The sequence below is a fragment of the Sporichthyaceae bacterium genome, from assembly GCA_036493475.1.
Taxonomy (GTDB): Bacteria; Actinomycetota; Actinomycetes; order Sporichthyales; family Sporichthyaceae; genus DASQPJ01.
The window spans coordinates 1-23,030 of the sequence record DASXPS010000210.1 but is presented as its reverse complement, the minus strand read 5'-3'; the positions used below and the strand labels follow the sequence as shown (position 1 = coordinate 23,030).

22 protein-coding genes are annotated in these 23,030 nt (G+C 69.7%); 18 read left to right on the top strand and 4 right to left on the bottom strand.

The genetic code is table 11. The annotated features are described in order from the left end of the window. On the top strand, positions 1-682 hold a 682-nt coding region (locus tag VGJ14_20130; GenBank protein ID HEY2834737.1), incomplete at its 5' end, for an MMPL family transporter. A gap of 4 nt (positions 683-686) precedes the next feature. Here VGJ14_20130 and VGJ14_20125 read toward each other — a convergent pair. The 3 genes from VGJ14_20125 to VGJ14_20115 all read right to left on the bottom strand — a co-directional run bounded on the left by VGJ14_20125 (position 687) and on the right by VGJ14_20115 (position 3,479). Then, entirely contained in the window at positions 687-1,076 is a 390-nt protein-coding gene (locus tag VGJ14_20125) for a VOC family protein (GenBank protein HEY2834736.1), read from the bottom strand. A 272-nt stretch (positions 1,077-1,348) separates the two neighbouring features. Continuing rightward, complete coding sequence (locus VGJ14_20120) at positions 1,349-2,872, bottom strand: MFS transporter (GenBank protein HEY2834735.1); 1,524 nt, start codon at positions 2,870-2,872, stop codon at positions 1,349-1,351. A gap of 118 nt (positions 2,873-2,990) precedes the next feature. Beyond that, positions 2,991-3,479 carry an inorganic diphosphatase gene (locus VGJ14_20115; protein ID HEY2834734.1) on the bottom strand — a complete coding sequence of 163 codons (489 nt, stop codon included), beginning with the start codon at positions 3,477-3,479 and terminating at the stop codon, positions 2,991-2,993. A 105-nt stretch (positions 3,480-3,584) separates the two neighbouring features. On the opposite strand from VGJ14_20115, the gene dacB reads away from it, so the two are divergent. The 13 genes from dacB (at position 3,585) to VGJ14_20050 (ending at position 14,742) form a co-directional block, all read left to right on the top strand. Then, positions 3,585-5,018 (top strand): D-alanyl-D-alanine carboxypeptidase/D-alanyl-D-alanine-endopeptidase, encoded by a 1,434-nt coding sequence (gene dacB, locus VGJ14_20110; GenBank protein HEY2834733.1) that lies wholly within the window; start codon positions 3,585-3,587, stop codon positions 5,016-5,018. A gap of 133 nt (positions 5,019-5,151) precedes the next feature. Further along, entirely contained in the window at positions 5,152-6,267 is a 1,116-nt protein-coding gene (locus VGJ14_20105) for a zinc-dependent metalloprotease (GenBank protein HEY2834732.1), read from the top strand. A gap of 3 nt (positions 6,268-6,270) precedes the next feature. Further along, complete coding sequence (gene tilS, locus VGJ14_20100) at positions 6,271-7,263, top strand: tRNA lysidine(34) synthetase TilS (GenBank protein ID HEY2834731.1); 993 nt, start codon at positions 6,271-6,273, stop codon at positions 7,261-7,263. 72 nt (positions 7,264-7,335) lie between these two features. After that, on the top strand, positions 7,336-7,887 hold the full coding sequence (gene hpt / locus VGJ14_20095; GenBank protein HEY2834730.1) for a hypoxanthine phosphoribosyltransferase: 552 nt from the start codon (positions 7,336-7,338) through the stop codon (positions 7,885-7,887). 138 nt (positions 7,888-8,025) lie between these two features. Then, positions 8,026-10,074, top strand: coding sequence for an ATP-dependent zinc metalloprotease FtsH (ftsH, locus tag VGJ14_20090; GenBank protein HEY2834729.1), 2,049 nt, complete (start codon positions 8,026-8,028; stop codon positions 10,072-10,074). A gap of 24 nt (positions 10,075-10,098) precedes the next feature. Beyond that, the gene (gene folE / locus VGJ14_20085) at positions 10,099-10,722 is read left to right on the top strand and encodes a GTP cyclohydrolase I FolE (GenBank protein HEY2834728.1); all 624 of its coding nucleotides are present in this window, start codon (positions 10,099-10,101) and stop codon (positions 10,720-10,722) included. 24 nt (positions 10,723-10,746) lie between these two features. Continuing rightward, positions 10,747-11,607: a dihydropteroate synthase gene (gene folP, locus VGJ14_20080; GenBank protein HEY2834727.1), complete on the top strand. Its 861-nt coding sequence runs from the start codon at positions 10,747-10,749 to the stop codon at positions 11,605-11,607. After that, entirely contained in the window at positions 11,604-12,062 is a 459-nt protein-coding gene (locus VGJ14_20075) for a nuclear transport factor 2 family protein (protein ID HEY2834726.1), read from the top strand. The genes folP and VGJ14_20075 overlap by 4 nt, the downstream gene beginning before the upstream one ends. Before the next feature lie 59 nt (positions 12,063-12,121). Then, positions 12,122-12,490: a dihydroneopterin aldolase gene (gene folB, locus VGJ14_20070; protein ID HEY2834725.1), complete on the top strand. Its 369-nt coding sequence runs from the start codon at positions 12,122-12,124 to the stop codon at positions 12,488-12,490. Beyond that, on the top strand, positions 12,487-13,056 hold the full coding sequence (gene folK / locus VGJ14_20065) for a 2-amino-4-hydroxy-6-hydroxymethyldihydropteridine diphosphokinase (GenBank protein ID HEY2834724.1): 570 nt from the start codon (positions 12,487-12,489) through the stop codon (positions 13,054-13,056). The genes folB and folK overlap by 4 nt, the downstream gene beginning before the upstream one ends. A gap of 19 nt (positions 13,057-13,075) precedes the next feature. Further along, positions 13,076-13,576 (top strand): DUF3180 domain-containing protein, encoded by a 501-nt coding sequence (locus VGJ14_20060; protein ID HEY2834723.1) that lies wholly within the window; start codon positions 13,076-13,078, stop codon positions 13,574-13,576. Between the two features lie 128 nt (positions 13,577-13,704). Then, positions 13,705-13,977 (top strand): hypothetical protein, encoded by a 273-nt coding sequence (locus tag VGJ14_20055; GenBank protein ID HEY2834722.1) that lies wholly within the window; start codon positions 13,705-13,707, stop codon positions 13,975-13,977. 105 nt (positions 13,978-14,082) lie between these two features. After that, entirely contained in the window at positions 14,083-14,742 is a 660-nt protein-coding gene (locus tag VGJ14_20050) for a hypothetical protein (GenBank protein ID HEY2834721.1), read from the top strand. Positions 14,743-14,750: 8 nt separating this feature from the next. Here VGJ14_20050 and VGJ14_20045 read toward each other — a convergent pair whose 3' ends face one another. Beyond that, a complete protein-coding gene (locus VGJ14_20045) occupies positions 14,751-16,799 on the bottom strand; it encodes an Hsp70 family protein (GenBank protein HEY2834720.1) in 2,049 nt (682 codons plus the stop codon). A gap of 391 nt (positions 16,800-17,190) precedes the next feature. On the opposite strand from VGJ14_20045, the gene VGJ14_20040 reads away from it, so the two are divergent. From VGJ14_20040 to VGJ14_20025, 4 genes are all read left to right on the top strand, one after another. Continuing rightward, positions 17,191-18,990: a polysaccharide biosynthesis tyrosine autokinase gene (locus tag VGJ14_20040; GenBank protein HEY2834719.1), complete on the top strand. Its 1,800-nt coding sequence runs from the start codon at positions 17,191-17,193 to the stop codon at positions 18,988-18,990. A 52-nt stretch (positions 18,991-19,042) separates the two neighbouring features. Continuing rightward, a complete protein-coding gene (locus tag VGJ14_20035; GenBank protein HEY2834718.1) occupies positions 19,043-21,211 on the top strand; it encodes a polysaccharide biosynthesis protein in 2,169 nt (722 codons plus the stop codon). Next, positions 21,208-22,482: a nucleotide sugar dehydrogenase gene (locus VGJ14_20030; protein ID HEY2834717.1), complete on the top strand. Its 1,275-nt coding sequence runs from the start codon at positions 21,208-21,210 to the stop codon at positions 22,480-22,482. Before VGJ14_20035 ends, VGJ14_20030 begins: the two co-directional genes overlap by 4 nt. Further along, the coding region (locus VGJ14_20025; GenBank protein HEY2834716.1) for a hypothetical protein at positions 22,479-23,030 on the top strand (552 nt) is incomplete at its 3' end. The genes VGJ14_20030 and VGJ14_20025, both read left to right, overlap by 4 nt.

The window sequence follows — 23,030 nt, the reverse complement described above, 5'->3', positions numbered from 1 at the left end:
CAGCATCAACGCGGTCTACAAGAACTTCCCGTACAGCCTCGGCATCATCGCCCTGGTCACGTTCCTGCTGCTGGTGCGCACGTTCCGGTCGATCCTGCTGCCGATCAAGGCCGTGTTGCTCAACATCGTCTCGGTGTGCGCGACGTTCGGTGCCACCGTGTGGTTCTGGCAGGACGGGCACGGCTCGAAACAGCTGTTCAACATCCCGGCGACCGGGGCGGTCAGCTTCTGGGTGCCGATGATCATCTTCGCGTTCCTGTTCGGCCTGTCCATGGACTACGAGGTGTTCATCCTGGCCCGCATGCGAGAGGAGTACGACCGCACCGGCAGCACCTCGCAGGCGGTGATCCAGGGCCTGGGTCGCACCGGACGGCTCGTCACCGGCGCCGCGATGATCCTGTTCCTGTCCTTCGTCGCACTCGCCGCCTCACCGGGCACCGACATCAAGGTGTTCGCCACCGCGCTGGGCATCGGCATCCTGCTCGACGCCACCATCGTGCGGGCGCTGTTGGTGCCGGCTCTGGTGGCCCTGTTCGGCAAGGCGAACTGGTGGATGCCGGCGTGGGTGGCCAAGGTCATGCGGATCAAGCCGGAGCAGCTCGGGCACGTGCCCGCACCGGCCGGGCCCCCGGCCGTCGAGGGCTTCGGGGAGCACGCGGCGCCCGTCGAGTTCAAGTTCTGAGCAGTTACGTTCGAAGGTCGCGGCGCAGCGGGTGTTCCGGCGGCACCTCGACCAGGACCACCCGCACCCCGTCGGGGTCGGCGATCCAACATTCGATCAGTCCCCACGGCTCGGTCCGGGGCTCGCGCAACACCGGCACGCCCGCCTGTTGCAGGCGGGCGTGTTCGGCTTTCACATCGCGCACCTGCAGCCACAACGCGAATCCGGCCGGCGGCCCGGCTGCGGCCGCCGCCGAGATTTCCAGCAGGCCATTTCCGAGAAAGAACACGGTGCCCGGGTTCTCCGCCGGCCCGAACTCCCTGGCCACCGCCAGGCCCAGCACATCGCGGTAGAACCGCACGGAGCGGGCCCGGTCGACGGGGTGCAACAGGATCCGACCGGCCAGCACGTCCATGCGGTCATGCTGCCGGCGGGGCCACCCGCGCCGCCGCAGCCCGGCCAAGTTCGGACAAAATCCCCGAAAGTGTCCGTCCGCTTCGCCGACGGGGGCCGAATGATGGTGGCAAGACCCGACGTCTATGGTGTGCCCACCTGAAGACATCACGAAGAACCGTCCCGCACAGTAGGACGGGTCCGGCGTCCCGGCTGGATCCGGTGCTGCGGACGGAGCGAAGCCCCCGGCGCGACTTCGGTGGAAGCGCCCCGGGGGCTTCGTGCCGTCCGGCTCTAGACGGTTTCCAGCCTGCGACCCGGCCGCAGATACACGGCCCAGGTGAGCACGAAGCACACCGCGTAGAAGGCGAGGAAGGCGACGTAGGCATCGTTGCCGGATTTGGTGTGCAGGAAGGACTGGCGGAAGGCAATGTTCACCAGTACCCCGCCGCCGGCGCCGATGGCCCCGGCGATCCCGATCAGCGCACCGGACATGCGCCGGGCGTGCGTTTGCGCGCCTGCCGGATCCTGCCCCTCGCTGACCGCCATCGTCGCCTTGGCCCCGAAGATCGTCGGGATCATCTTGTAGGTGGAGCCGTTGCCCAGGCCCGCGGTGAGGAACAGCCCGGTGAATGCGGCGATCGCGAGGCCGAAGGACTTCTGCTCCGACGCGGTCAACGCCAGCGTGGCGAACAGCGCCATCGCAACGAAGTTCCAGAAGGTGACCTTGGCCCCGCCGAGGCGGTCGGCCAGGAAGCCGCCGATCGGGCGGGACAGCGAGCCGATCAACGGGCCCAGGTAGGTCCAGTGCGCGACCTTGACGGCGTCGACAATGCCCTTGTGGGTGACCGCGTCGGTGACGGCCTTGTGGGTCACCGGGTCGATCTTCGGGAAATGGGTTGGGAACTGAACCGTCAACAGCTGCCCGAACGCGAAGCTGAAGCCGATGAACGAGCCGAAGGTACCGATGTAGAGGAAGGACATGATCCAGGTGTGCGGGTCCTTGCAGACCTCGCGCATGGCGCCCTTCTCGTTGGTGGCCCCGGTGATGTTGTCCATGAACAGCGCCGCGCACAGCGCGGCGATTGCGATCAGCGGGATGTAGACACCGACTACGAGCTTGGGGTGGTCCACCCCCTTGGTGGCCAACACCCACAGGCCGACCAGCTGGATGGTGGCCACACCCAGGTTTCCGCCCGCGGCGTTCAGGCCCAGCGCCCAGCCCTTGAGCCGGGACGGGTAGAAGTTGTTGATGTTCGCCATCGAGGAGGCGAAGTTGCCACCGCCGACCCCGGCCACCGCGCCCAGGAAAATCAGCATTCCGAAGCTGGTGTAGCCCTCGAAAACCTTGGGATTGGCCGCGCTGGGGTGCCCGGGATGCAGCATCAGCGCGAGCAGCACCGTGGGCAGGAGCAGCAGCGCCGCGGAGACGATCGTCCAGTTGCGGCCGCCGAACTTGGCCACCGCGAACGTGTACGGCAGGCGCAGCGCAGACCCCACCGCGGCGGGCACCGAGACCAGCAGGAACTTGTCCGCGGCCACCGAGGCAGCGGTGTGGCCGGGAGCGTTGGGGTTGAAGCCGTACTTGGGCCCCAGGAACAGGATCAGCGTCGACCACATCGTCCAGATCGAGAACCCGATGTGCTCGGAGAAGATCGAGAAGATCAAGTTTCGCCCGGCTATCTTCGAGCCCTTCTCGGCCCAGAACCTCGGGTCCTCCGGATCCCAGTCGTCGATCCAGTGCGGCCGGGAAGCCGCGTGCGTCGCGGCTGAGCGTTCGGCGACGGTGGCGGCGTGCATTTCGGGGGCAGCAGTCATTCCCCGATGCTCGCCCGCACGTGTTGCGCGACCGTGTGCCGACTGTTAAGCGCGGCGCACAACGGGGTTGTCGTATGTGACGTTCAGATGGCGACGCCCGCACCGGTGATCGGCAGGGTCAATGGTGCTGGTGCCGCAAACGCTCGCGCGAGGCATCGATCTCCACTTCGGCCGCGTTCCGGTCCACCCAGGTGGCACCCTCGACCGACTTGCCCGGCTCCAGGTCCTTGTAGACCTCGAAGAAGTGCTGGATCTCCAGGCGGTCGAACTCGGACAGGTGGTGGATGTCGCGGATGTGCTCCATCCGCGGGTCGTTCGCGGGGACGCACAGGACCTTGTCGTCCCCGCCCTTCTCGTCGGTCATCCGGAACATGCCGATGGCGCGGCACAGGATCAGACAACCGGGAAAGGTCGGCTCGTCGAGCAGGACCAGGGCGTCCAGTGGGTCGCCGTCCTCGCCCAGGGTGCCGTCGATGAAGCCGTAATCGGCGGGATAGCGCGTGGAGGTGAACAGCATCCGGTCCAGCCGGATCCGGCCGGTGGTGTGATCCACCTCGTACTTGTTGCGCTGACCCTTGGGGATCTCAATGGTGACGTCGAACTGCATTGGCTCCACGAGGGCACATTCTCCACCCGGGAGTTCGGCGTGCTGCCGCCCGGCCCGCTGATGCGCCGTTATCGTCGAGCCAAACGGGTGAGGCGAGGGGGGCCCATGCGGTCATCGATCGGCGCTGCGCTGGCCGCGCTGGTGGTCGCGGTGCCCACGGTGGCGCACGCCGCGGCCGCGCCCGGCCCGGTCACCCCGTCGGACGCTCCGGCGGCGCCGCCGGGCGCGGTGCTCGCCCCGATCACCCCCGGCACGGGCCCGCAGCCCAGCCGGCTGGGGCTCGGCGTCGCGTTGGCCAAGCTGCTCGCCAACTCGGCCCTGGGGCCCTCGGTGGGCCTGTCCGTGGTGGACGTGGCCACCGGGCAAGAGCTGCTCTCGCTGGGCAGCAGCACCCCGATCACCCCGGCCTCGACCACCAAGGTGCTCACCGCCGCCGCGGCGCTGGCCACCCTCGGTCCGGACGCCCACCTGCACACCACTGTGGTGCGACTGCCCGATACCGCCCCGACCACCTCGCCGACGCCCAACGCGACCGCGACGAGCGCCCCGAGCGCCGCCCCCACCCCGACGATCGTGCTGGTCGGCGGCGGCGACCCGCTGCTGACCTCATTGCCCACCGGCAGCAACAAGATCCCCGCCTACCCGCCGCGGGCGCACCTGGACGACCTGGCGCAGCAGACCGCGAAGTCGCTGGCCGCCGACGGCGTGCACGTGGTGCACCTGCAGTTCGACTCGTCGTTCTTCTCCGGACCCGCCGCCTCCCCGCAGTGGGAGCGCGGCTACACCGGCGACGTGGTGGGCCCGGTGATGGGGTTGTCCGCGGACCAGGGTCGGATCGCTCCGCTGGACGGCGGGCGGGTCAACGACCCGGCCGGGCACACCGCCGCGATGTTCGTCGACGAGCTGCGCAAGGCCGACATCGAGGTGGTCGGCAAACCCACCGAGGCCACCGCGCCCAAGGGACTCCCCACCATCGCCGACGTCTCCTCCGCCCCGATCTCCGCGGAGCTGGAACAGATGCTGGTGTTCTCCGACAACGACATCGCCGAGGCGATGGCCCGTCAGGTTGCTGTGCACGATGGACTTCCGGGCACGTTCGAGAACGGCGCGGCCGCGGTGCACGACGAGGTCGCCAAGCTCGGCGTGGACATGACCGGGGTGACCACCTACGACGGCTCGGGGCTGTCCCGGCACGACCGCATCCCGCCGCGGGTCCTCGCCCAGACCCTGGCCATGGCCGCGACCAGCCCCAACGACGCGCTGCGCGTGCTGATCGCCGCGCTGGCCCCGGCCGGCGTTTCCGGCACCCTGCAGCTGCACTTCTACGACGCCAAGTCGCAAGCTGCCCGCGGCCTGCTGCGGGCCAAGAGCGGCAGCCTGCAGGGCGTGACCTCGCTGACCGGGATCCTGCCCGATGCCGACGGCCGGTTGCTCAGCTTCGACATGGCCGCGGACAACGTGGCCGGCGGCTACGGCCGCGACGCCCGCATCGCCATCGAGCGCGTCGCCGCCGCGCTGATCGCCTGCGGCTGCCGCTAGTCCAGCGCCCCCCACCGTTGCGCATGTCATGCGCAAAACGGCCTTGTCAGGCGTCTGGACGCCTGACAAGGCCCCGTTACGCATGACATGCGCCATGGGACGGTGGCCGGCGCTGCGCATTACGGTGGAGGGCATGGGGATTTCGGGTGGGGCCGCGATGGTCGACTGGAAGTTGGCGGCGGCCACCGCCAAGCGGCTGATGCCCTCGCCGCCGGCGATGCCGCCGGCCGAGGTGCACGCCGTGGTGGAGGAGTTGCGGCGGTACGCGGCGGAGTCCCGGCGGCACGTGGCTGAGTTCACCGGGCTGCAGGCGCCGGACGACGGCTCGCCGGTGCGGGTGGTGGACCGGCAGGGCTGGGTCGAGGTCAACATCGACGGTTTCCGTGCGATGTCCGAGCCGCTGCTGGACAAGCTCGCCGCGACCCGAACACCCGGCCTCGGGGTGATCTCCGCGGTCGGCCGCCGGGCCACCGGAATGGAACTGGGCGGCCTGCTGGCCTACCTCGGCACCAAGATTCTCGGCCAGTACGAGGCATTCCTGCCCTCGGTCGGCGCACCGGGCTATGGGACGTTGCTGTTGGTCGCGCCGAACATCGTGTCCGTCGAGCAGCAGCTCAAGGTCGACGCGGCCGACTTCCGCCGGTGGGTCTGTCTGCACGAGGAGACCCACCGGGTGCAGTTCACCGCGGTGCCATGGCTGCGCGAGCACCTGGCCGGGGAGATCCGCGAGCTGATCGGCAGCGCCGACCTGGACGCCGGGGAGCTGTTTCACCGGATGACCGACGTGCTGCGCGGGATCGCTGACGCGGCCCGCGGCAAACCCGGCGTCGACCTGGTCAGCCTGATCCTGCGCAGCGCCGAGCAGCGCGCCACCATGGACCGGCTGACCGCGGTGATGAGCCTGTTGGAGGGGCACGCCGATCACGTCATGGACGGCGTCGGTCCGACCGTCGTGCCCACCGTCGTGGAGATCCGCAAGGCGTTCCAGACCCGCCGCGCGAGCGCGGGCAGCCTCGACCAATTTCTGCGTCGCATCCTCGGTATGGAGGCCAAGATGCGCCAGTACCGCGACGGCAAGAAGTTCGTCGACGTGGTCGTCGAGCAGGTCGGCATGGCGGGCTTCAACCGGGTGTGGGAGTCCCCGCAGACGCTGCCCACACTGGACGAGGTCCACGCACCGGCCGACTGGGTCAGCCGGGTGCACGGTGCCCCGGCCGCCGTCTCGGCCGGCACCCACGGCGGCGAGTAGCCAGTGGGCCCTCACCCGGCAGTCGCCCGGGTGCGCCGCGCCGTCCGCACCGCCCTCGCCGATCTCCAGCCGGGGGCAACAGTGGTGGTCGCCTGCAGCGGCGGCGGCGATTCATTGGCGTTGGCGGTTGCCACGGCCTTCGAAGCACCCCGGGCGAGCCTGCGAGTCGCGGGCATCACCGTCGACCACGGCCTGCAGGAAGGCTCGGCGCAGCGCGCCGCGGCTGTGGTCACGACGCTGAAGAACCTGGGCCTGGACCCCGTCGAAGGGGTGCGGGTGCAGGTGGGGAAGGCCGGCGGCCCCGAGGCCGCCGCCCGCACCGCCCGCTACGCCGCCCTGGACGCCTTCGCCGATCAGCACGCCGCCGCGGCCATCCTGCTCGGGCACACCGCCGACGACCAGGCCGAGACCGTGCTGCTGGGCCTGGCCCGCGGCTCCGGCGCGCGCTCGCTGGCCGGCATGGCCCCGGTCGCCGGTCGCTACCGTCGCCCGCTGCTCGACCTGCCCCGCGCGGACCTGGCACAAGCAGTCGCGACAGCCGGGTTAACCCTGTGGCACGACCCGCACAACCTCGACCCGGCCTACGCCCGGGTCCGGGTCCGCCAGGACGCGCTGCCCGCGTTGGAGAAGGCGCTGGGCCCGGGCGTTGCCGAGGCGCTGGCCCGCACCGCTCGACTGCTGCGCGCCGATGCCGATGCCCTGGATGCCCTGGCCGGGCAGGCCGGGCACGCGGCGACCCAGGATGAGGGCCTGGACTGTGCCGCGCTCGCCGCGCTGCCCGCCGCACTGCGCAGCCGCATCCTGCGCGCCGCCGCGCTGGCCGCGGGCGCCCCGGCCGGAGCGCTGGCCGAGCGCCACGTTGCGGCCCTGGACGCACTGGTCACCGATTGGCACGGGCAGGGGCCGGTACATCTGCCGGGCGACCTGCGCGCGCTGCGGCGGTATGGGATTCTGATACTTGACCGTCCCCCGACGATTGAGAGCACGCGCGATTGAGGCGAGCGGAGCAAGAGCACGTCTTCGCTCTTGCTGCCGAGCCGATTGAAGCGCGTTGACCATAGGGAGCACGTGAACGCCGAGGACGTGGGCGACGAGATCGCGAAGGTGCTGGTCTCCGCCGAGGAAATCGCCGAGCGCACGCTCGAGTTGGCCGCGCAGATCGACGCCGACTATGCGGGCCGGGACCTGTTACTGGTCGGGGTGCTCAAGGGTGCGGTGATGGTCATGGCCGACCTGGCCCGGGCCCTGTCCCACCCGGTCGAGATGGACTGGATGGCGGTGTCGTCCTACGGCTCCGGCACCAAGTCCTCCGGGGTGGTGCGCATCCTCAAGGACCTCGACCTGGACCTGTCCGACCGCAACGTGTTGGTCGTCGAGGACATCATCGACTCCGGGCTGACGCTGTCCTGGCTGCTCGCCAACCTGTCCTCCCGGGGGCCGGCCAGCCTCGAGGTGTTCGCCATGCTCCGCAAGCCGGACGCGGCCGAGGTCGACGTTCCCGTGCGCTACCTCGGTTTCGACATCCCTAACGAGTTCGTGGTCGGCTACGGCCTGGACTACCGGGAGCGGTACCGAAACCTGCCGTTTGTGGCCACCCTGCAGCCTCATGTCTATGGCTGAGCTGCACTCATACGTCCGGACCGAGGACGCCTGTGCGCCCGCCACCGAAGGTCAAGACGTAGTACCGTCAGGTTCTCGGGGTCGACCCCGCACGCTCGGCAACAGTTGGCAGGAGGTTCGGGGCTCCGCCCCGTCGCGATGGACGTAAAGCGCTATCTACGCGGCCCGGTGGTGTGGATCATCCTCGCCGTCCTGGCAGTGATCCTGCTCTCCCGGGTGTTCGACGCAGCCAACGGCTACAAGAAGGTCGACACCGCCACGGTCATCGACGCGATCGACCAGAACAAGGTCAAGTCCGCCACCCTCGTCGGTGGCCAGGAAATGAAGATCCGCGTCACACTCAAACCGCCGGTCAAGAACGACAAGATCCAGGCCTCCTACATCGAGGGCCAGGGCGATGACCTGGCTGCCCTGCTGCAGCAGAAGTCCGCCGACGGCACCATCCCGGACAAGTACGACATCGACAACCCGCGGCAGAATTTCCTGGTCTCGCTGCTGGTCACCCTGCTGCCGTTCGTGCTGATCGTGGTCGTCTTCCTGTTCCTGATGAATCAGATGCAGGGCGGCGGCTCGAGGGTGATGAACTTCGGCAAGTCCAAGGCGAAGTTGATCTCCAAGGACACCCCGAAGACGACCTTCGCCGACGTGGCCGGGGCCAACGAGGCCGTGGAGGAACTGCAGGAGATCAAGGAGTTCCTGGAGGCCCCCGGCAAGTTCCAGGCCATGGGCGCCAAGATCCCCAAGGGTGTGCTGCTCTACGGCCCGCCCGGCACCGGCAAGACCCTGCTGGCCCGCGCCGTGGCCGGCGAGGCCGGGGTGCCGTTCTACTCGATCTCCGGCTCGGACTTCGTCGAGATGTTCGTCGGTGTCGGCGCCTCCCGGGTGCGCGACCTGTTCGAGCAGGCCAAGGCCAACGCGCCGGCCATCGTGTTCGTCGACGAGATCGACGCGGTGGGTCGCCACCGGGGTGCCGGTCTGGGCGGTGGGCACGACGAGCGCGAGCAGACCCTCAACCAGTTGCTGGTCGAGATGGACGGTTTCGACGTCAAGGGCGGCGTCATCCTGATCGCCGCGACCAACCGGCCGGACATTCTCGACCCGGCCCTGCTGCGGCCGGGCCGCTTTGACCGGCAGATCGCGGTGGAGCGTCCGGACCTGCACGGCCGACACGACATCCTCAAAGTGCACGCCCGGGGCAAGCCGATGGCCGCGGACGTCGACCTGCTCTCGATTGCCCGGCGTACGCCCGGCTTCACCGGTGCGGACCTGGCCAACGTGCTCAACGAGGCCGCACTTCTGACGGCCCGTAAGGACGGCAAGCTGATCGACTACCTCGCGCTGGACGAGGCCATCGACCGCGTCGTGGCCGGCCCGCAGAAGTCCTCTCGTTTGATGAACGAGAAGGAGAAGAAGATCACCGCCTACCACGAGGGCGGACACGCCCTGGTGGCCGCGGCGCTGCCGCAGACCGACCCGGTGCACAAGATCACGATCCTGTCCCGCGGCCGGGCCCTGGGTTACACGATGGTGCTGCCGGACGAGGACAAGTACTCGACCACCCGCAACGAGATGCTCGACCAGCTGGCCTACATGATGGGCGGGCGCGCAGCCGAGGAACTGATTTTCCACGACCCCACCACCGGCGCGGCCAACGACATCGAGAAGGCCACCGCGCTGGCCCGGGCCATGGTCACCCAGTACGGGATGACCGAACGGCTGGGCGCGATCAAGCTGGGCTCGGACAACGGCGAGGTGTTCCTCGGCCGGGACATGGGCCACCAGCGCGACTACTCCGAGGAGATCGCGGCGATCGTCGACGAGGAGGTCAAGAAGCTCATCGAGAACGCGCACAACGAGGCCTGGCAGATCCTCGTGGACAACCGCGACGTGCTCGATGCGCTGGTGTTGGAGCTGCTGGACAAGGAGACGCTGAACAAGGCCGAGGTCGCAGCGATCTTCTCCGACCTGCGTCGTCGTCCGCAGCGCCCGGCCTGGACCGGTTCGCACGTGCGCATCCCGTCCAACCGCGGCCCGGTGCTGACGCCCAAGGAGATCGCGCTGGCCAACGGCGTCTCCGAGCCGTCGCCCACGACGCCGGTGTACCCGCCGGACAACCGCCCGGCCTACGAGCCGAATCCGGACGCCGGCCGCCCCGGCCGTCCGCTCTGGGACCCGCCGAGCGCCTGAGGCCTGCCACGTACTGTGGTACGCGTGGTGCAACCGATCTCGCTGGAGCCCGACGAACTACCCCGTCCGCCCTACGACGCCAAGCGGGTCGCCGATGCGGTGCGGGAGATCCTGCTCGCCATCGGCGAAGACCCCGACCGCGACGGACTGCGGGACACCCCGGAGCGGGTCGCCCGGGCCTACGCGGAAATCTTCGGCGGGCTGTGGCAGCGCCCCGAGGAGGTGCTGTCCACCACCTTCGACATCGGCCACGACGAGCTGGTGCTGGTCCGCGACATCGAGATGTTCTCCTGCTGCGAGCACCACCTGGTGCCGTTCCACGGGGTCGCGCACATCGGCTACATCCCGTCCGCGGCCGGCAAGATCACCGGCCTGTCCAAGCTGGCCCGCCTGGTCGAGGTGTTCGCCCGCCGCCCGCAGGTGCAGGAGCGGTTGACCACCCAGATCGCCGACTCGCTGATGACCATCCTGGAGCCGCAGGGCGCCATCGTGGTGATCGAGGCGGAACACCTGTGCATGACCATGCGGGGCATCCGCAAGCCCGGCGCCCGGACCATCACCTCCGCGGTGCGCGGCACCCTCAACGACTGCGCGTCCACCCGCGCCGAGGCCATGAGCCTGATCCTGGGCGATCGACACCGCCGGTAACGCCCCCCCCGTAGCGTTGCCCGGGTGTCCGGTCCGCAGCAGCGACGTCGCACCGTGCCGGGCTTGCCGGCACCGGACCGCTGCCTGGTCATCGGCGTGCTCAACGTGACCCCGGACTCCTTCTCCGACGGCGGGCTGTATCTGGACACCGAGACGGCCGTAGCGCACGGCCGGGCGCTGGCCGCGGCCGGTGCGGACCTCATCGACGTCGGCGGGGAGTCCACCCGCCCCGGCGCCGGGCGCATCGACGCGGCCGAAGAACGAAGCCGCGTCGAGCCGGTCGTCCGTGCGCTGGTCGCTGCCGGTCTCCTGGTCGGCATCGACACCACCCGCGCCGAGGTGGCCGCGGCGGCACTCGCGTTCGGCGCGGTGCTGGTCAACGACGTGAGCGCGGGGGCCGCAGACCCCGACATGGTGCACGTGGTGGCGGCGGCCCGGGTACCGTACGTCCTCATGCACTCGCGCGGGCCGAGCTCGGACATGGCCGACCGGGCCCACTACACCGACGTGGTCGGGGAAGTTGCGCAGGAGCTGCGCGACTGTCGGGACGCCGCGGTGGCCGCGGGCGTCGAACCGGACCGCATCGTGCTCGACCCCGGCCTGGGCTTCGCCAAGAACGCCGAGCACAACTGGACGCTGCTGCGCGCGTTGCCCGCCCTGCACGCCCTGGGGCACCCGCTGCTCATCGGCGGCTCCCGCAAGGCCTTCCTGGGTCGTCTGCTGGCCGATGAACGGGGTCTGCGGCCGGTGGCGGAGCGGGAGGCGGCCACCACCGCGCTGACCGCGCTGGCCGCCGCCGGTGGGGTGTGGGCGGTGCGGGTGCACGCCCCGCGCGGCTCCCGCGACGCGGTCGAGGTGGCCGCAGCTCTGGCTGGGACCACATGAGTGATGAGGCTCGCATCCTCGAGCTCAACGAGGATCTTTACGCCGCATTCGAGAGTGCAGATCTGGACGTCATGGATCGCCTGTGGGCCCGGGGTGAACTCGCCCCGTCGGTTTCCTGTGTGCACCCCGGCTGGCCGTTGTTGCGCGGTCGGGAGGAGGTGTTGCGCTCCTGGGCGATGATCATGGCCAACACCACGTACATCCAGTTCGTTATCACCGATGTGGAAGTGAGTTTGGCCGGCGATGTCGCGGTGCTCACCTGCGTGGAAAACATCATCACCGCGGCGGATGATGACGAGCCGGGTACCGATCCCACGGCGTTTGCCGGGGCTAAAGGTATTGCCACCAACGTTTTCCGGCGGACGGGGGACGGTTGGCGTTTGTGGGTGCGTCACGGCTCCCCGGTGTTGTCCGGGGGTAGAGAGGCCGAGGAGACCGAGACCGGCTCCGGGTAGTACGGTCGGATTCCCAGCGCCCGGGCAGGACGGTGGGCAAGGGTCGAAAGGACTCCTCAATGCTCCAACTCGACCGCGTGGCACTGCGCGGACTGCGAGGGTTCGGCCGGCACGGCGTACTGCCGGCCGAGCGTTCGCTCGGGCAGTGGTTCGGGGTCGATGTGGAACTTGGGCTGGATACCAGATCCGCAGCAGCCGGCGACGACCTGGGAGAAACCGTGGACTATTCCGCGGTCGCCTCGGACGTGGTCGCATTGATCGAGGGTGAACCGGTCAACCTGATCGAGACCCTCGCGCAACGCGTCGCCGAAGCGTGTCTGGTCCGGCCGGGGGTGATGCAAGTGGAGGTCACCGTGCACAAACCGGCCGCGCCGGTGTCGGTGCCCTTCGACGATGTATCCGTCACGATCATGCGGAGCCGCACGTGAATGAGTCCTCCCAGGCGTTCCACGTCGATGACACCCTGACCGGTCAGCTGCGTCCGATCCGACGGGCGGTGCTGTCGTTGGGCAGCAACTCCGGTGATCGCGCCTCGAATCTGCAGAACGCGATCGACGCGATTCTGGACGCCCCTGGCATCTGGGGACTGAGCGTGTCTCCGGTCTACGAGACGTTGCCGGAGTCCGAGATGGACGGCCCGAAGTTCCTCAACGCCGTGCTGGTCGTGGACACCGAGATGTCCGGTGCCACGTTGCTGGAGCGCTGCCACGCGGTCGAGGAGGCGTTCGGTCGTGCCCGGGTGGGAGAGGACCGGCGCGGACCGCGGCGCCTGGACCTCGACGTGATCGCGCTGGCCGACCGGGTGCTGGACGACCCGGCGATCACCCTGCCGCACCCGCGGGCGCACCAGCGTGCGTTCGTGCTGGCGCCCTGGTACGACGTCGAGCCCGACGCGGTACTGCCCAACAAGGGCAAGGTCGCCGACCTGCTGCTGGATGTGGACCTGCAGACGATCCGTCGGGTGACCGACGTGGAGCTGGAACTGCCTGCCTGATGTTCCACCGGATCCTGCCGTGAGGCCGACGCGCCGGCCGGTACTGGTCGCCGTGGCGGTCCTCGCCGGTGCGCTCGGCTGGGGCGGCGGGCTGATCTTCGATGGAGCCGGCCGGCCCATGCCGCGGGTGCCCGGGGCGGCACCCTCGGTGCTGATCCTGTTCGCCGTCACCCTGTTCGTGCTTGCGTTCACCACCCGCGCCAAGTTGCGCGCCGCCCGTGACCGGGTGCCCGGCGCGCCGGTGCTCAACCCGCTGACCATCGCCCGGTACGTGGTGCTGGCCCGGGCCTCCTCGCCGGTCGGCGCGGGCACCGTGGGCCTGTACGGCGGTTACGCGTTGTTCCTCGCGGGCAACCTCGACGAACCCGGCCATCGGCACCTGGCGGCCATGTCCGGGCTCTCCGTGCTCGCCGGGGTGGGCCTGGTCGCCGGTGCCCTGTTCCTCGAGTACGTGTGCCGGGTGCCGGATGACAAAGGTCCATCCCGGACGATGCCCGGCCCGCGCGACCACGCTGTCTGAGAACTTCCTCCAAATCACCCGGGAGTACTGACAGTGCCCTCCCGGGCTGTCCGCATTGTTGTCATATGCCCCGTCAGATGACGCTGGTGCCGAAAGAAACCCACCGAGACAGACAGGGGCAGGGACAGATGCAGAAGCTCTCAATGCTCACCAGCACCGCGGTTGCCGCGCTCATGGCGGGCACTCTGATGGCCCCGGCCGCGGGGGCGGCGACCACCTCGCAGTCCTCCGCGGACCAGGCATCCGTGCACTACCGCCGGGTGTGCCACACGGTCGTGTACTACCGCCACCACCACCGCCACCACCGGACCTACTGCCAGTGGGTGCGGGTGCGCGGACACAACTACAACAACGGGTCGTACTCCAACAACAACAGCAATGGAAACTGGCGCAACCGCTAGACGCCCGCCCGCTCGGCCCCGGAGAGCTTCTCGCTCCCCGGGGCCGAGCCCTTTTCTCGGCGCGCCTCATCAGAATCTCTGGTCACAGGGGTTACTTTCGGGCACATGACTCGAGGCCGTCATCGCCAATCCACCGTCGTTCGCGCCCTGCCGCCGGTCACCGTGGCCTCGCTGGCCACCGCGGGGTTGGCCCTCGCCGTGATCAACGGCAGCCTGCAGGTGCTGCGGCTGGCGGTGGTGGCGTCCTGGCTGGTGGCGTTGGCCGTGGCCGGTTGGTCGGCCCGGCGTGGCCGTCGCTTCGCCCGGGAAAGCGCGCTGCAGGAGTCCATGCGGCGGCGCGACGAGAGCGTGTTCAGCGAACAGTTGACGTTGCTGCAGCAGAGCATCACCGGGTTGCGCAAGCAGCTCGACGAGCTGACCGCCGACGCGGGCGCCCTGCGCCGCGAGGTGGTGACGCTGCGCGCGGACAAGGCCGAGGCCGAGGAGATCGTGCGCCGGGCACGCGCCGAGCGGGCCCGGGCCGCCATGGCCCAGCGCGAGGCCACCGATCAGCGGCTACTCACCGCCGCGGCCTTCGAGGCCGCCGCGGCGGTGTTGGAGAACTTCAGTTCCTCGACCCTGGCCGACGACGACCCGGACTGGGTGTCCACCTGGATCGCCAACCTCGGCGTGCGTGGCGACCTCGACCTGACCATGCACGACGACACCATCGCGCTGGACGTGGAGTCCGCGCGCGAGGACGCCTCGCTGGAGCTCAGCGCCTGACCAAGTAGCTAGTTGGCGACGTTCGCGGAGTTCGCCGCCGCCTTCTTGTGGGTCTTCTTCTTGGCCTTCTTCGCCTTGGTCTGCCCGGCGGTGTCCGAGGCCGGCGGCTGCACCTGGTCGCTGATCGCCGGCGTGCTCGGCTTGGCGTCGTGGTGGCCACCGATCACCGGCACCGCCGCGTTCCAGGCACCGGCCCCGATGAACAGCGCCACGGTGATCGCGCTCAGCGTGATCACCCGAGCCGGCGTCAGTCGGGAGGCGGCCTTACGCCACAGCGGCCGAAGGTCCGGCTCGGCGTAGTCCTCGGGCGAGGTCTGGTCGTCGGCGAACTCGACGATGACCTCGGCGCCCTCGGCGTCCAGATCCTGCTCCAGGACGACCTTGGGCGCGGGCTCCTCCGGGTAGGCCACGCCGGCGCGGCGCGGCGCGGGCACCACGGCCAGCAGGTCCTCCAGGCTGCCGACCCGCCGGGGGGCGACCACGGCGCGGGCCATCGGGGCACCGAGCTCGGTCGCGGCCGGAATCACGCTGAGCAGTTCGCGGCGGATCTCGGTGTCGCGGTGGAAGATCGGTCGACCGGTACCGATCCGCACGTCCTTCTCGTACCGGGAGATGCGAGCCAGCGCGCCGACCGTGTCCCGATAGTCCTCATCGACGGAGGTCTGCTGCGCGGGCAGCGCCGCGACCGGGGCCGGGGCGGGCGGGGTCTTCGGGGTGGGCAGTGGGCCGCGCGCCGCAGGCACCGGGTGGGCCACGACAGGGGCCGGGGCGTCCGGCGTGATCGGCTCGGCGGCCGGCGTCGGGTGCGGAATGGCCGCGGTGGTCGCGGCGGGTTCCGGGACGGCGTGCGGAATCAATGCGTCGGGCGCTTCGTCGCGGCTGCGCGCCCGAACGATGCCGGCCCCCGGCTCCGGGGTGAACGGACGCTCGGCCGCCCGCGCGGCGGGCACCACCGGGGCGGTGCCCATGTCCAGGGTCAGCGCCGCACCGGCCGCCGCCGTGGTGGCCGGGTCCGGCTCGCGGACCAGCCGCAGCTCCGGGCCGAACCGAACGAACAACTGCGCCATGACCAGCGGCACGGCCGCGGAGCCGCCGCAGAGCAACACCCCGCGCAGGTCGGCACGGTCCAGGCCGGCACCGGCGACCGCGTCGTCAATGAGCCGGAAGGCCGGGTCGAGCCGGTCGCCCAGCCGGGCCTCGAACCCGGCCCGGGTGATCGTCACGCTCACCGGTTGGCCGTCCACCTGCAACGCGATGACGGTCTCGGTCTTGCTGGACAATTCCTCCTTGGCCAGCCGGGCGGCGGCGCGCAATGCGTCCAGCGCCGGGGCGTGGCCGCCGTCGGCGGTGGCCGCCAGCACGGTGCCGCGCACCTCGATGGGCAGTGCGTCCAGCGCCTCGGCCAACACGGCGTCGTCGAGATCGGCGCCGCCCAGATCGTGGCGGAACTCGGGGCGACCCAGTGGCCACACCGCACCCGCCGGGTCGACGCGCAGCAGCGCGGCCCCGGCCGAGGTACCGCCGAGGTCGAACACCGCGAAGGCGTCCCCGGCGCGGGCCTGCAACACGTGTGCGTAAACCCGGCCCGCAGCCAGGTGATCACTGATCAGGCGCACCTCACCGAGTCCACGCACGGTCAGCGCGCGGCTGAACAGCTCGATCTTGTGCGCGGCCCACGCCGCGGGGTGGGTGACCGCGACGGCATCGGGCGCGTCGCCCTGCTGCTCGCTCACCCGGGCGATGACCCACGCCACCAGCGCGGCCGCGATGTCCTGCGGGTGCAGCGAGACGTGCGCGGACTCCCGCGAACCAACCGTGATCGGCACCGCGTCGCCGAGTCGCAGCAGGAAACGACGCACCAGTCGGGTTGGGTCCTCGGCGCCACGACGTAGCGCTGCTGCTCCGCAGTGCACGGCCCCGGAGGTCTCGATGAACACCGCGGTGTCCATGGCCTTCGCGGGCGCGGCCAGCAGCACCGGTTGGGCGCGGCCGTCGGCCTGCACTATCACCGCGGAGGTGGAGGTGGTCCCGAGATCGATCCCCAGTCGATATCCCATGGGAGTTCATTGCCTCTCAGTCACGGTTGGTTCATGGCACCACATTGGCCGGGCGCCTACGCAGGCTTTGTGAGAATAGGAGCCCTCGGCGTGACAAAACCATCCGATCGAACGCCCCCGAACCGGGCCAAATCGGACACCTTCGGCGAATTGTCCGAATTTCACCGGCGTGGCGCGGTGACGAATTGTCCGAAATTCACCCGTTCGGCCGCGGTCCGGTGACCCGGCCGGCGGCACCCGGCCGTCGGCCGTCGTGTGAAGACCTCATATAGGCGCACCAATGGGCCGTTAGGGCAGGTCAGAGGTCGGTTAACGGATTCGTATCGGGGATGTCCTTTTCGTCCCTCAGCCGTTCGGGCCAGCGGGTGTTGAACCCCAGTCCACGCCGACCATGATCGGGCGCGAGTCGAATTCGAACGGGCCGTCTAACGGTGCGCAATTGCAATGGAATCCGGGGGAACAAATGAACTTCAGGGATTACCTCACCGTCCTGCGCGAGCGATGGTTTCTCGTGCTGCTGGGCCTGTCTCTGGGGCTCGGACTCGGTGGTGCGGCTGCTTTCTTGAGCACTCCGCAATATGCATCCAGCGTGAAGTTCTTCATCTCCACCCCGGACCTGGGCAAGGACGTCAACCAGGCCTACCAGGGCAGCCTGCTCTCCGAGCAGAAGATCAAGTCCTACACGGATATGGCCACCGACCGGCGCATCCGCCAGCAGGTCGCGGACGAGCTCGGTTTTCCGATCGCGCCGGGCGTGATCTCCGCGTCGGCCAAGCCGGACACCGTGCTGATGACGCTGAGCGCCAAGGACGCCTCGCCGGCCCGGGCCAAGCAGATCGTCGACGCCGCCGCCAAGGACTTTTCCAATCTCGTCGCCGAGGTGGAGCAGCCCGAGCAGGGAACCCCGCTGGTGGTGGCGCGTCAGATTCAGGACGCGCAGGTCCCGTCCACGCCGATCTCGCCGAAGCGGAACACCGATTTGGCGCTCGGCCTGGTCCTCGGCCTGATGGCGGGCATGGCCGCGGCGGTGGCCCGACACACCTTGGACCGCAGCGTTAAGTCCCCGGACGTGCTGGCCGAGCTGGTCGGGGCGCCGGTGCTCGGTGCCACCCAGTACGACCCGGGCATCAAGGGTCGGCCGCTGATCGTGCACGACCAGCCGCGCGCCCCGCTGGCCGAGGCGTTCCGGCAGCTGCGCACCAACCTGGAGTACGTCGACCTCGACCACACCAACAAGTTGATCGTCATCACCAGCGCGTTGCCGCACGAGGGCAAGACCACCACCGCCTGCAACCTGGCGATCGCGATGGCGCAGGCCGGCAACCGGGTCGCGTTGGTCGAGGCCGACCTGCGTCGACCGAAGGCCGCGGAGTACCTGGGCATGGAGAACGCGGTCGGTCTGACCACCGTGCTCACCGGCCAGGTCAACCTCGACGTCGCGCTACAGCCGTGGGGCGGCGGGCTGCTGGACTTCCTCGGCTCCGGCGCGCTGCCGCCGAACCCGAGCGAGCTGCTCGCCTCCGCGCAGATGGCCTCGGTGCTGGCCGAGCTGAACCGCCGCTACGACGTGGTGATCTTCGACGCCGCGCCGACCCTGCCGGTGGCCGACGCCGCCGTGCTGGCCGCGCACTGCCACGGCGTGCTGTTCGTCTCCCGGCACGGCTGGGTGCGCGCCGAGCAGGTGAAGGCCGCGGCGGAGACCATCCGCCGGGTGTCCGCGCCGATCTTCGGCGTGGTGCTGTCCATGGCCCCGCGGTCCAAGCGCGGCGGTGGCTACAGCTACCAGTACGGCTACGGCTACACCTACCACAGCACCGGTCGCAACCCGAGCAACGCCGTGCGCATGGCCGCGCCGCCGGTCACTCCGGCGAACAACGTCCCGGTGGCGCCCGCGTACCCGGTGGCGCCCGCGTACCCGGTGAGCACCCACATCCCGAGCACCTACATCCCGAGCACCTACACCCCGAGTCCTTACACCCCGAGTCCTTACACCAACCCTGTCCCGGCCTCGCCCGCCGGGCTCTACGACCCGGTCGCCCTGGCAGCTACGCCGGTCAGCGACCACTGGAACGCGCACCCCATGCCGGGGCAGCGTTCGACGGCCCCGGTCCCACCGCCGGTGGTCGTGATCGACAGCGAGGCGGTGCCGACCGCGAGTGAATTCCGGCTCAGTGACGGCTCATCGACATGAGCTTGCGCCGGCAACAGACGACCGCGAGGGCCCGACGAGGACAGGTGCACCGATGACTTCGCCCCACGACCACATCAACTGCCACACCGGCGCCCAGCCACGGCCGCTGGATCTGGCCGATCTGACCGATCTCCCGGTCCATACCCTGCTCGGTCGCGACCCGATCGACACCGGCATCCGCGAGGTCGGCGGGTATCTGACCGGTAAGCGGGTGCTGGTCACCGGCGCCGGGGGATCCATCGGTTCCGAGCTGTGTCGGCAGATCCGGGCGTTCGGCCCGGCCGAGCTGGTCATGCTCGACCACGACGAATCCGCCCTGCACGCCGTGTACCTGAGCATCCATCAGGATGCGCTGATGGACTCCCGGCAACTGCTGCTGGCCAGCATCCGGGACGCCGACACGCTTCACGAGCACTTCCTTGCCCGCCGCCCGCAGGTCGTCTTCCACGCCGCGGCGCTGAAGCACCTGCCCATGCTCGAGCAATACCCGATGGAGGCCTGGAAGTCCAACGTGCTGGGCACCGCCAATGTCATCGAAGCGGCCCGCCGCGCGGGGGTGGACCGGTTCGTGGGCATCTCCACCGACAAGGCGGCCAATCCGTCCAGCGTGCTCGGCCTGACCAAGCGGGTCGGCGAGCGGTTGATCGCCGGCGCGGGCGGCATCGACTCCACCTACCTGTCGGTGCGCTTCGGCAATGTGCTGGGCAGCCGCGGGTCGGTGCTCACCACCTTCGCCGGGCAGATCGCCATGGGTGCTCCACTGACCATCACGCACCCGAACGTCACCCGGTTCTTCATGACCATCCAGGAGGCGTGCGAGCTGGTCGTGCAGGCCGGTGCCATCGGGCGTCCCCGCGAGGTGCTGGTGCTGGACATGGGTTCCCCGGTGCGCATCGTCGACCTGGCCCACCGCATGATGGAACTGGTGGGCCGTCAGGTCGAGATCATCTTCACCGGTCTGCGCGAGGCGGAGAAGCTGCACGAGGAGCTGTTCTCCGACGGTGAGGTCGACGCCCGTCCGCTGCACCCGCTGATCTCGCACGTCGAGGTGCAGCCGCTGTCCGTGGCACATCTGCCCGACCTGCGCGGTCTGGGTGGACCCGAACCGATGATCCACGTCCTCGAGCAGCTGGCCACCGGCCGCTCCCGGGTCGTCCGGCAGCGCAGCACGGCGAGCCTCCCGGTGCCTGTCGAGGACCGCGGCACGTCGTGGGCCACCGCCACGGTGCCCGCGCCCGCCACATCGCCGGAAGGGGATCCCGTGAAGGTTGTGGTTACCGGGGGGGCCGGATTCATCGGCGCCAACCTGTGCGCGGAGCTGCGTCGCCGCGGTGCCGCGGTCACCGTCATCGATGATCTGAGCAGTGGTCGGCTGGAGAACCTCTCCGACATCGACGTCGACCTGCTGGTGGGCTCCATCCTGGACACCGACCTGCTGGCGCAGGCCTGCCAGGGCGCCCACTCGGTCGTGCACCTGGCCGCGGTCCCGTCAGTGCCGCGCTCGATTCTCGAGCCGGTGCGCAGCCACGAGGTGAACGCCACCGGCACGTTGTACGTGGCCCAGGCGGCCCGCCATGCCGGGGCGCACCTGGTGGTGGCCTCGTCCTCCTCGGTGTACGGGCGCAACCCGGTGCAGCCGAAGTCCGAGGACATGCCGACCATGCCGGCCAGCCCTTATGCGGCCAGCAAGTTGGCCAGCGAGGCCTACGCCCGCGCCTACCAGGAGTCCTTCGGGGTGCCGACCACGGTGTTCCGGTTCTTCAACGTGTTCGGCCCGCTGCAGGCCGCCGACCACGCCTACGCCGCGGTGATCCCGTCTTTCATCGCCGCCGCGTTGCGCGGGGAGCCGGTGACCGTGCACGGCGACGGCGAGCAGAGCCGGGACTTCACCTACGTGGCCACCGTGGCCCAGGTATTGGCCCGCACCGCGCTGGATCGGCTGACCAGCCCCGGCCCGGTCAACCTGGCCTGGGGTACTTCCACCACGCTCAAGGCGCTGATCGCCATGTTGGCCGAGATCCTCGGCACCCCGGTGGCCGCCATCCACGGCGCGGAACGGGCCGGCGACGTGCGCCACTCCCAGGCGGCCAACACCCGGCTGCGGGCGATGTTCCCGGACCTGGCGCAGATGCCGTTGACCGAGGCATTGACCGCGACCGTCGAGTGGATGGCCGCCCACCTGCAGATCCCCATTGTTACCAGCGGGAAGGCCATCGCATGAGCACCTGGGACTTCCAGATCAAGGGCACGCTGGTGGTGATCGGCCAGGGCTATGTGGGCCTGCCGGTCGCCATGCGGGCGGTCGAGGTCGGCTATCGGGTGGTCGGGCTGGACACCGACACGGTGCGGGTCTGGGCACTGCAGGACGGGCGGTCCTTCGTCGACGACGTGTCGGACGCCCAGCTGCAGGCCGCCCTGGCCACCGGGCGCTACCTGGCCTCCACCGCCTACTCCGACGCCGCGGGCTTCGACGCGGCGATCATCACCGTGCCCACGCCGCTCAAGGACGGCTACCCGGACCTGACGTTCATCGAGGACGCCGCTCGGGCGTTGGCTCCCCAGGTGCGGCGTGGGTCCACGGTCATCCTGGAGTCCACGTCCTACCCGGGCACCACCGAGGAGATCCTGATCCCCTTGCTGGAGCGTGGTTCCGGGCTGCGTGCCGGGCAGGACTTCGCGGTCGGTTACAGCCCGGAGCGGATCGACCCGGGCAACCCGCGGTTCACCTTCGTGAACACCCCCAAGGTGGTCTCCGGGATCGACCCGGAGTCCCTCGCGGCAGTGCAGCACCTCTACGCGGACCTGGTGGAGACCACGGTTCCGGTGTCCTCGCCCAAGGAGGCGGAGCTCACCAAGCTGCTGGAGAACACCTTCCGGCACGTCAACATCGCGTTGGTCAACGAGCTGACGGTTTATTGCCACGCGCTCGGCATCGACATCTGGGAAGTCATCCGGCTTGCCGGGACCAAACCGTTCGGCTTCATGCCGTTCTTTCCCGGTCCCGGTGTCGGCGGCCACTGCATCCCCGTCGATCCGTCGTACCTGTCGTGGGCGGTTCGCAAGCACGGCTTCCAGTTCCGCTTCGTCGAGCTCGCACAAGAGATCAACGAGCGGATGCCGGCTTACGCCGTCAGCCGCATCACTGAACTGCTCAACGACCGCGGCTTCGCGGTGTCGCGATCGCGTGTGCTCTGCGTCGGGGTCGCCTACAAGCCTGACGTCAGCGACTGCCGCGAGTCCCCGGCGCTGCAGGTGCTGCGCAAGCTGCTCGCGCTTCGCGCAGACGTCGACTACATCGACCCGCACGTGCCCGAGGTCACCATCGACGGCCGCACGTTCCGTTCCGCCGATTCACTCGACCGGCAGTATGACCTCGCCGTTGTCCTGACTGCACACACAGCGATCGACCTCGACGCGGTCGCCGCGGTGAGCGACGTCGTGTTCGACACCCGCAATGCCGCACCCAGCGGCGACAACGTGGTCCGGCTGTGACGGCGACGCCATCGGTTCTGTCGCTCTCGTGGATCCGCTACCACGGGCGCAGTGCCGATCTCGCTGACCGGCTGGGCGCATCCGCCGAGTTCGTCAGCGTCGGCCGGCTGGGACAGCGCGTCGCGGTGCTGTGGCGTTATCCGATCCAGCTCGCGCTGACCATTCGCGCGTTGCGGCGTCACCGAGCGGACGCTTTGATCGTCATGGCCCCGCCGCTGCCGCTGGTCGTGTTGGCACTGGTGTGGGGGCGGCTGACGTCGCGCCCGGTGCTCATCGACGCGCACTCGGCCGCGGTCATCAGTCCGCGCACTCGTCGGCCGCGTCGTCGCTTCGCGTTGGTCGCGCGGTTCGCCGATCTGGTCCTGGTCACCCGGCCGGAGCTCGCGACATCTCTCGCCGGCTGCCGCGTGCTCGCTCTCGACGACCCGCCCGTGGCCGTGCCCGACATTGCCCCGGATCGCGCTCGGCGGGACGGCCTCCCGCTGCGGGTGGTCTTCCCCTGCAGCTGGTACGACGACGAGCCGGTCGACGATGTCATCGAGGCCGCG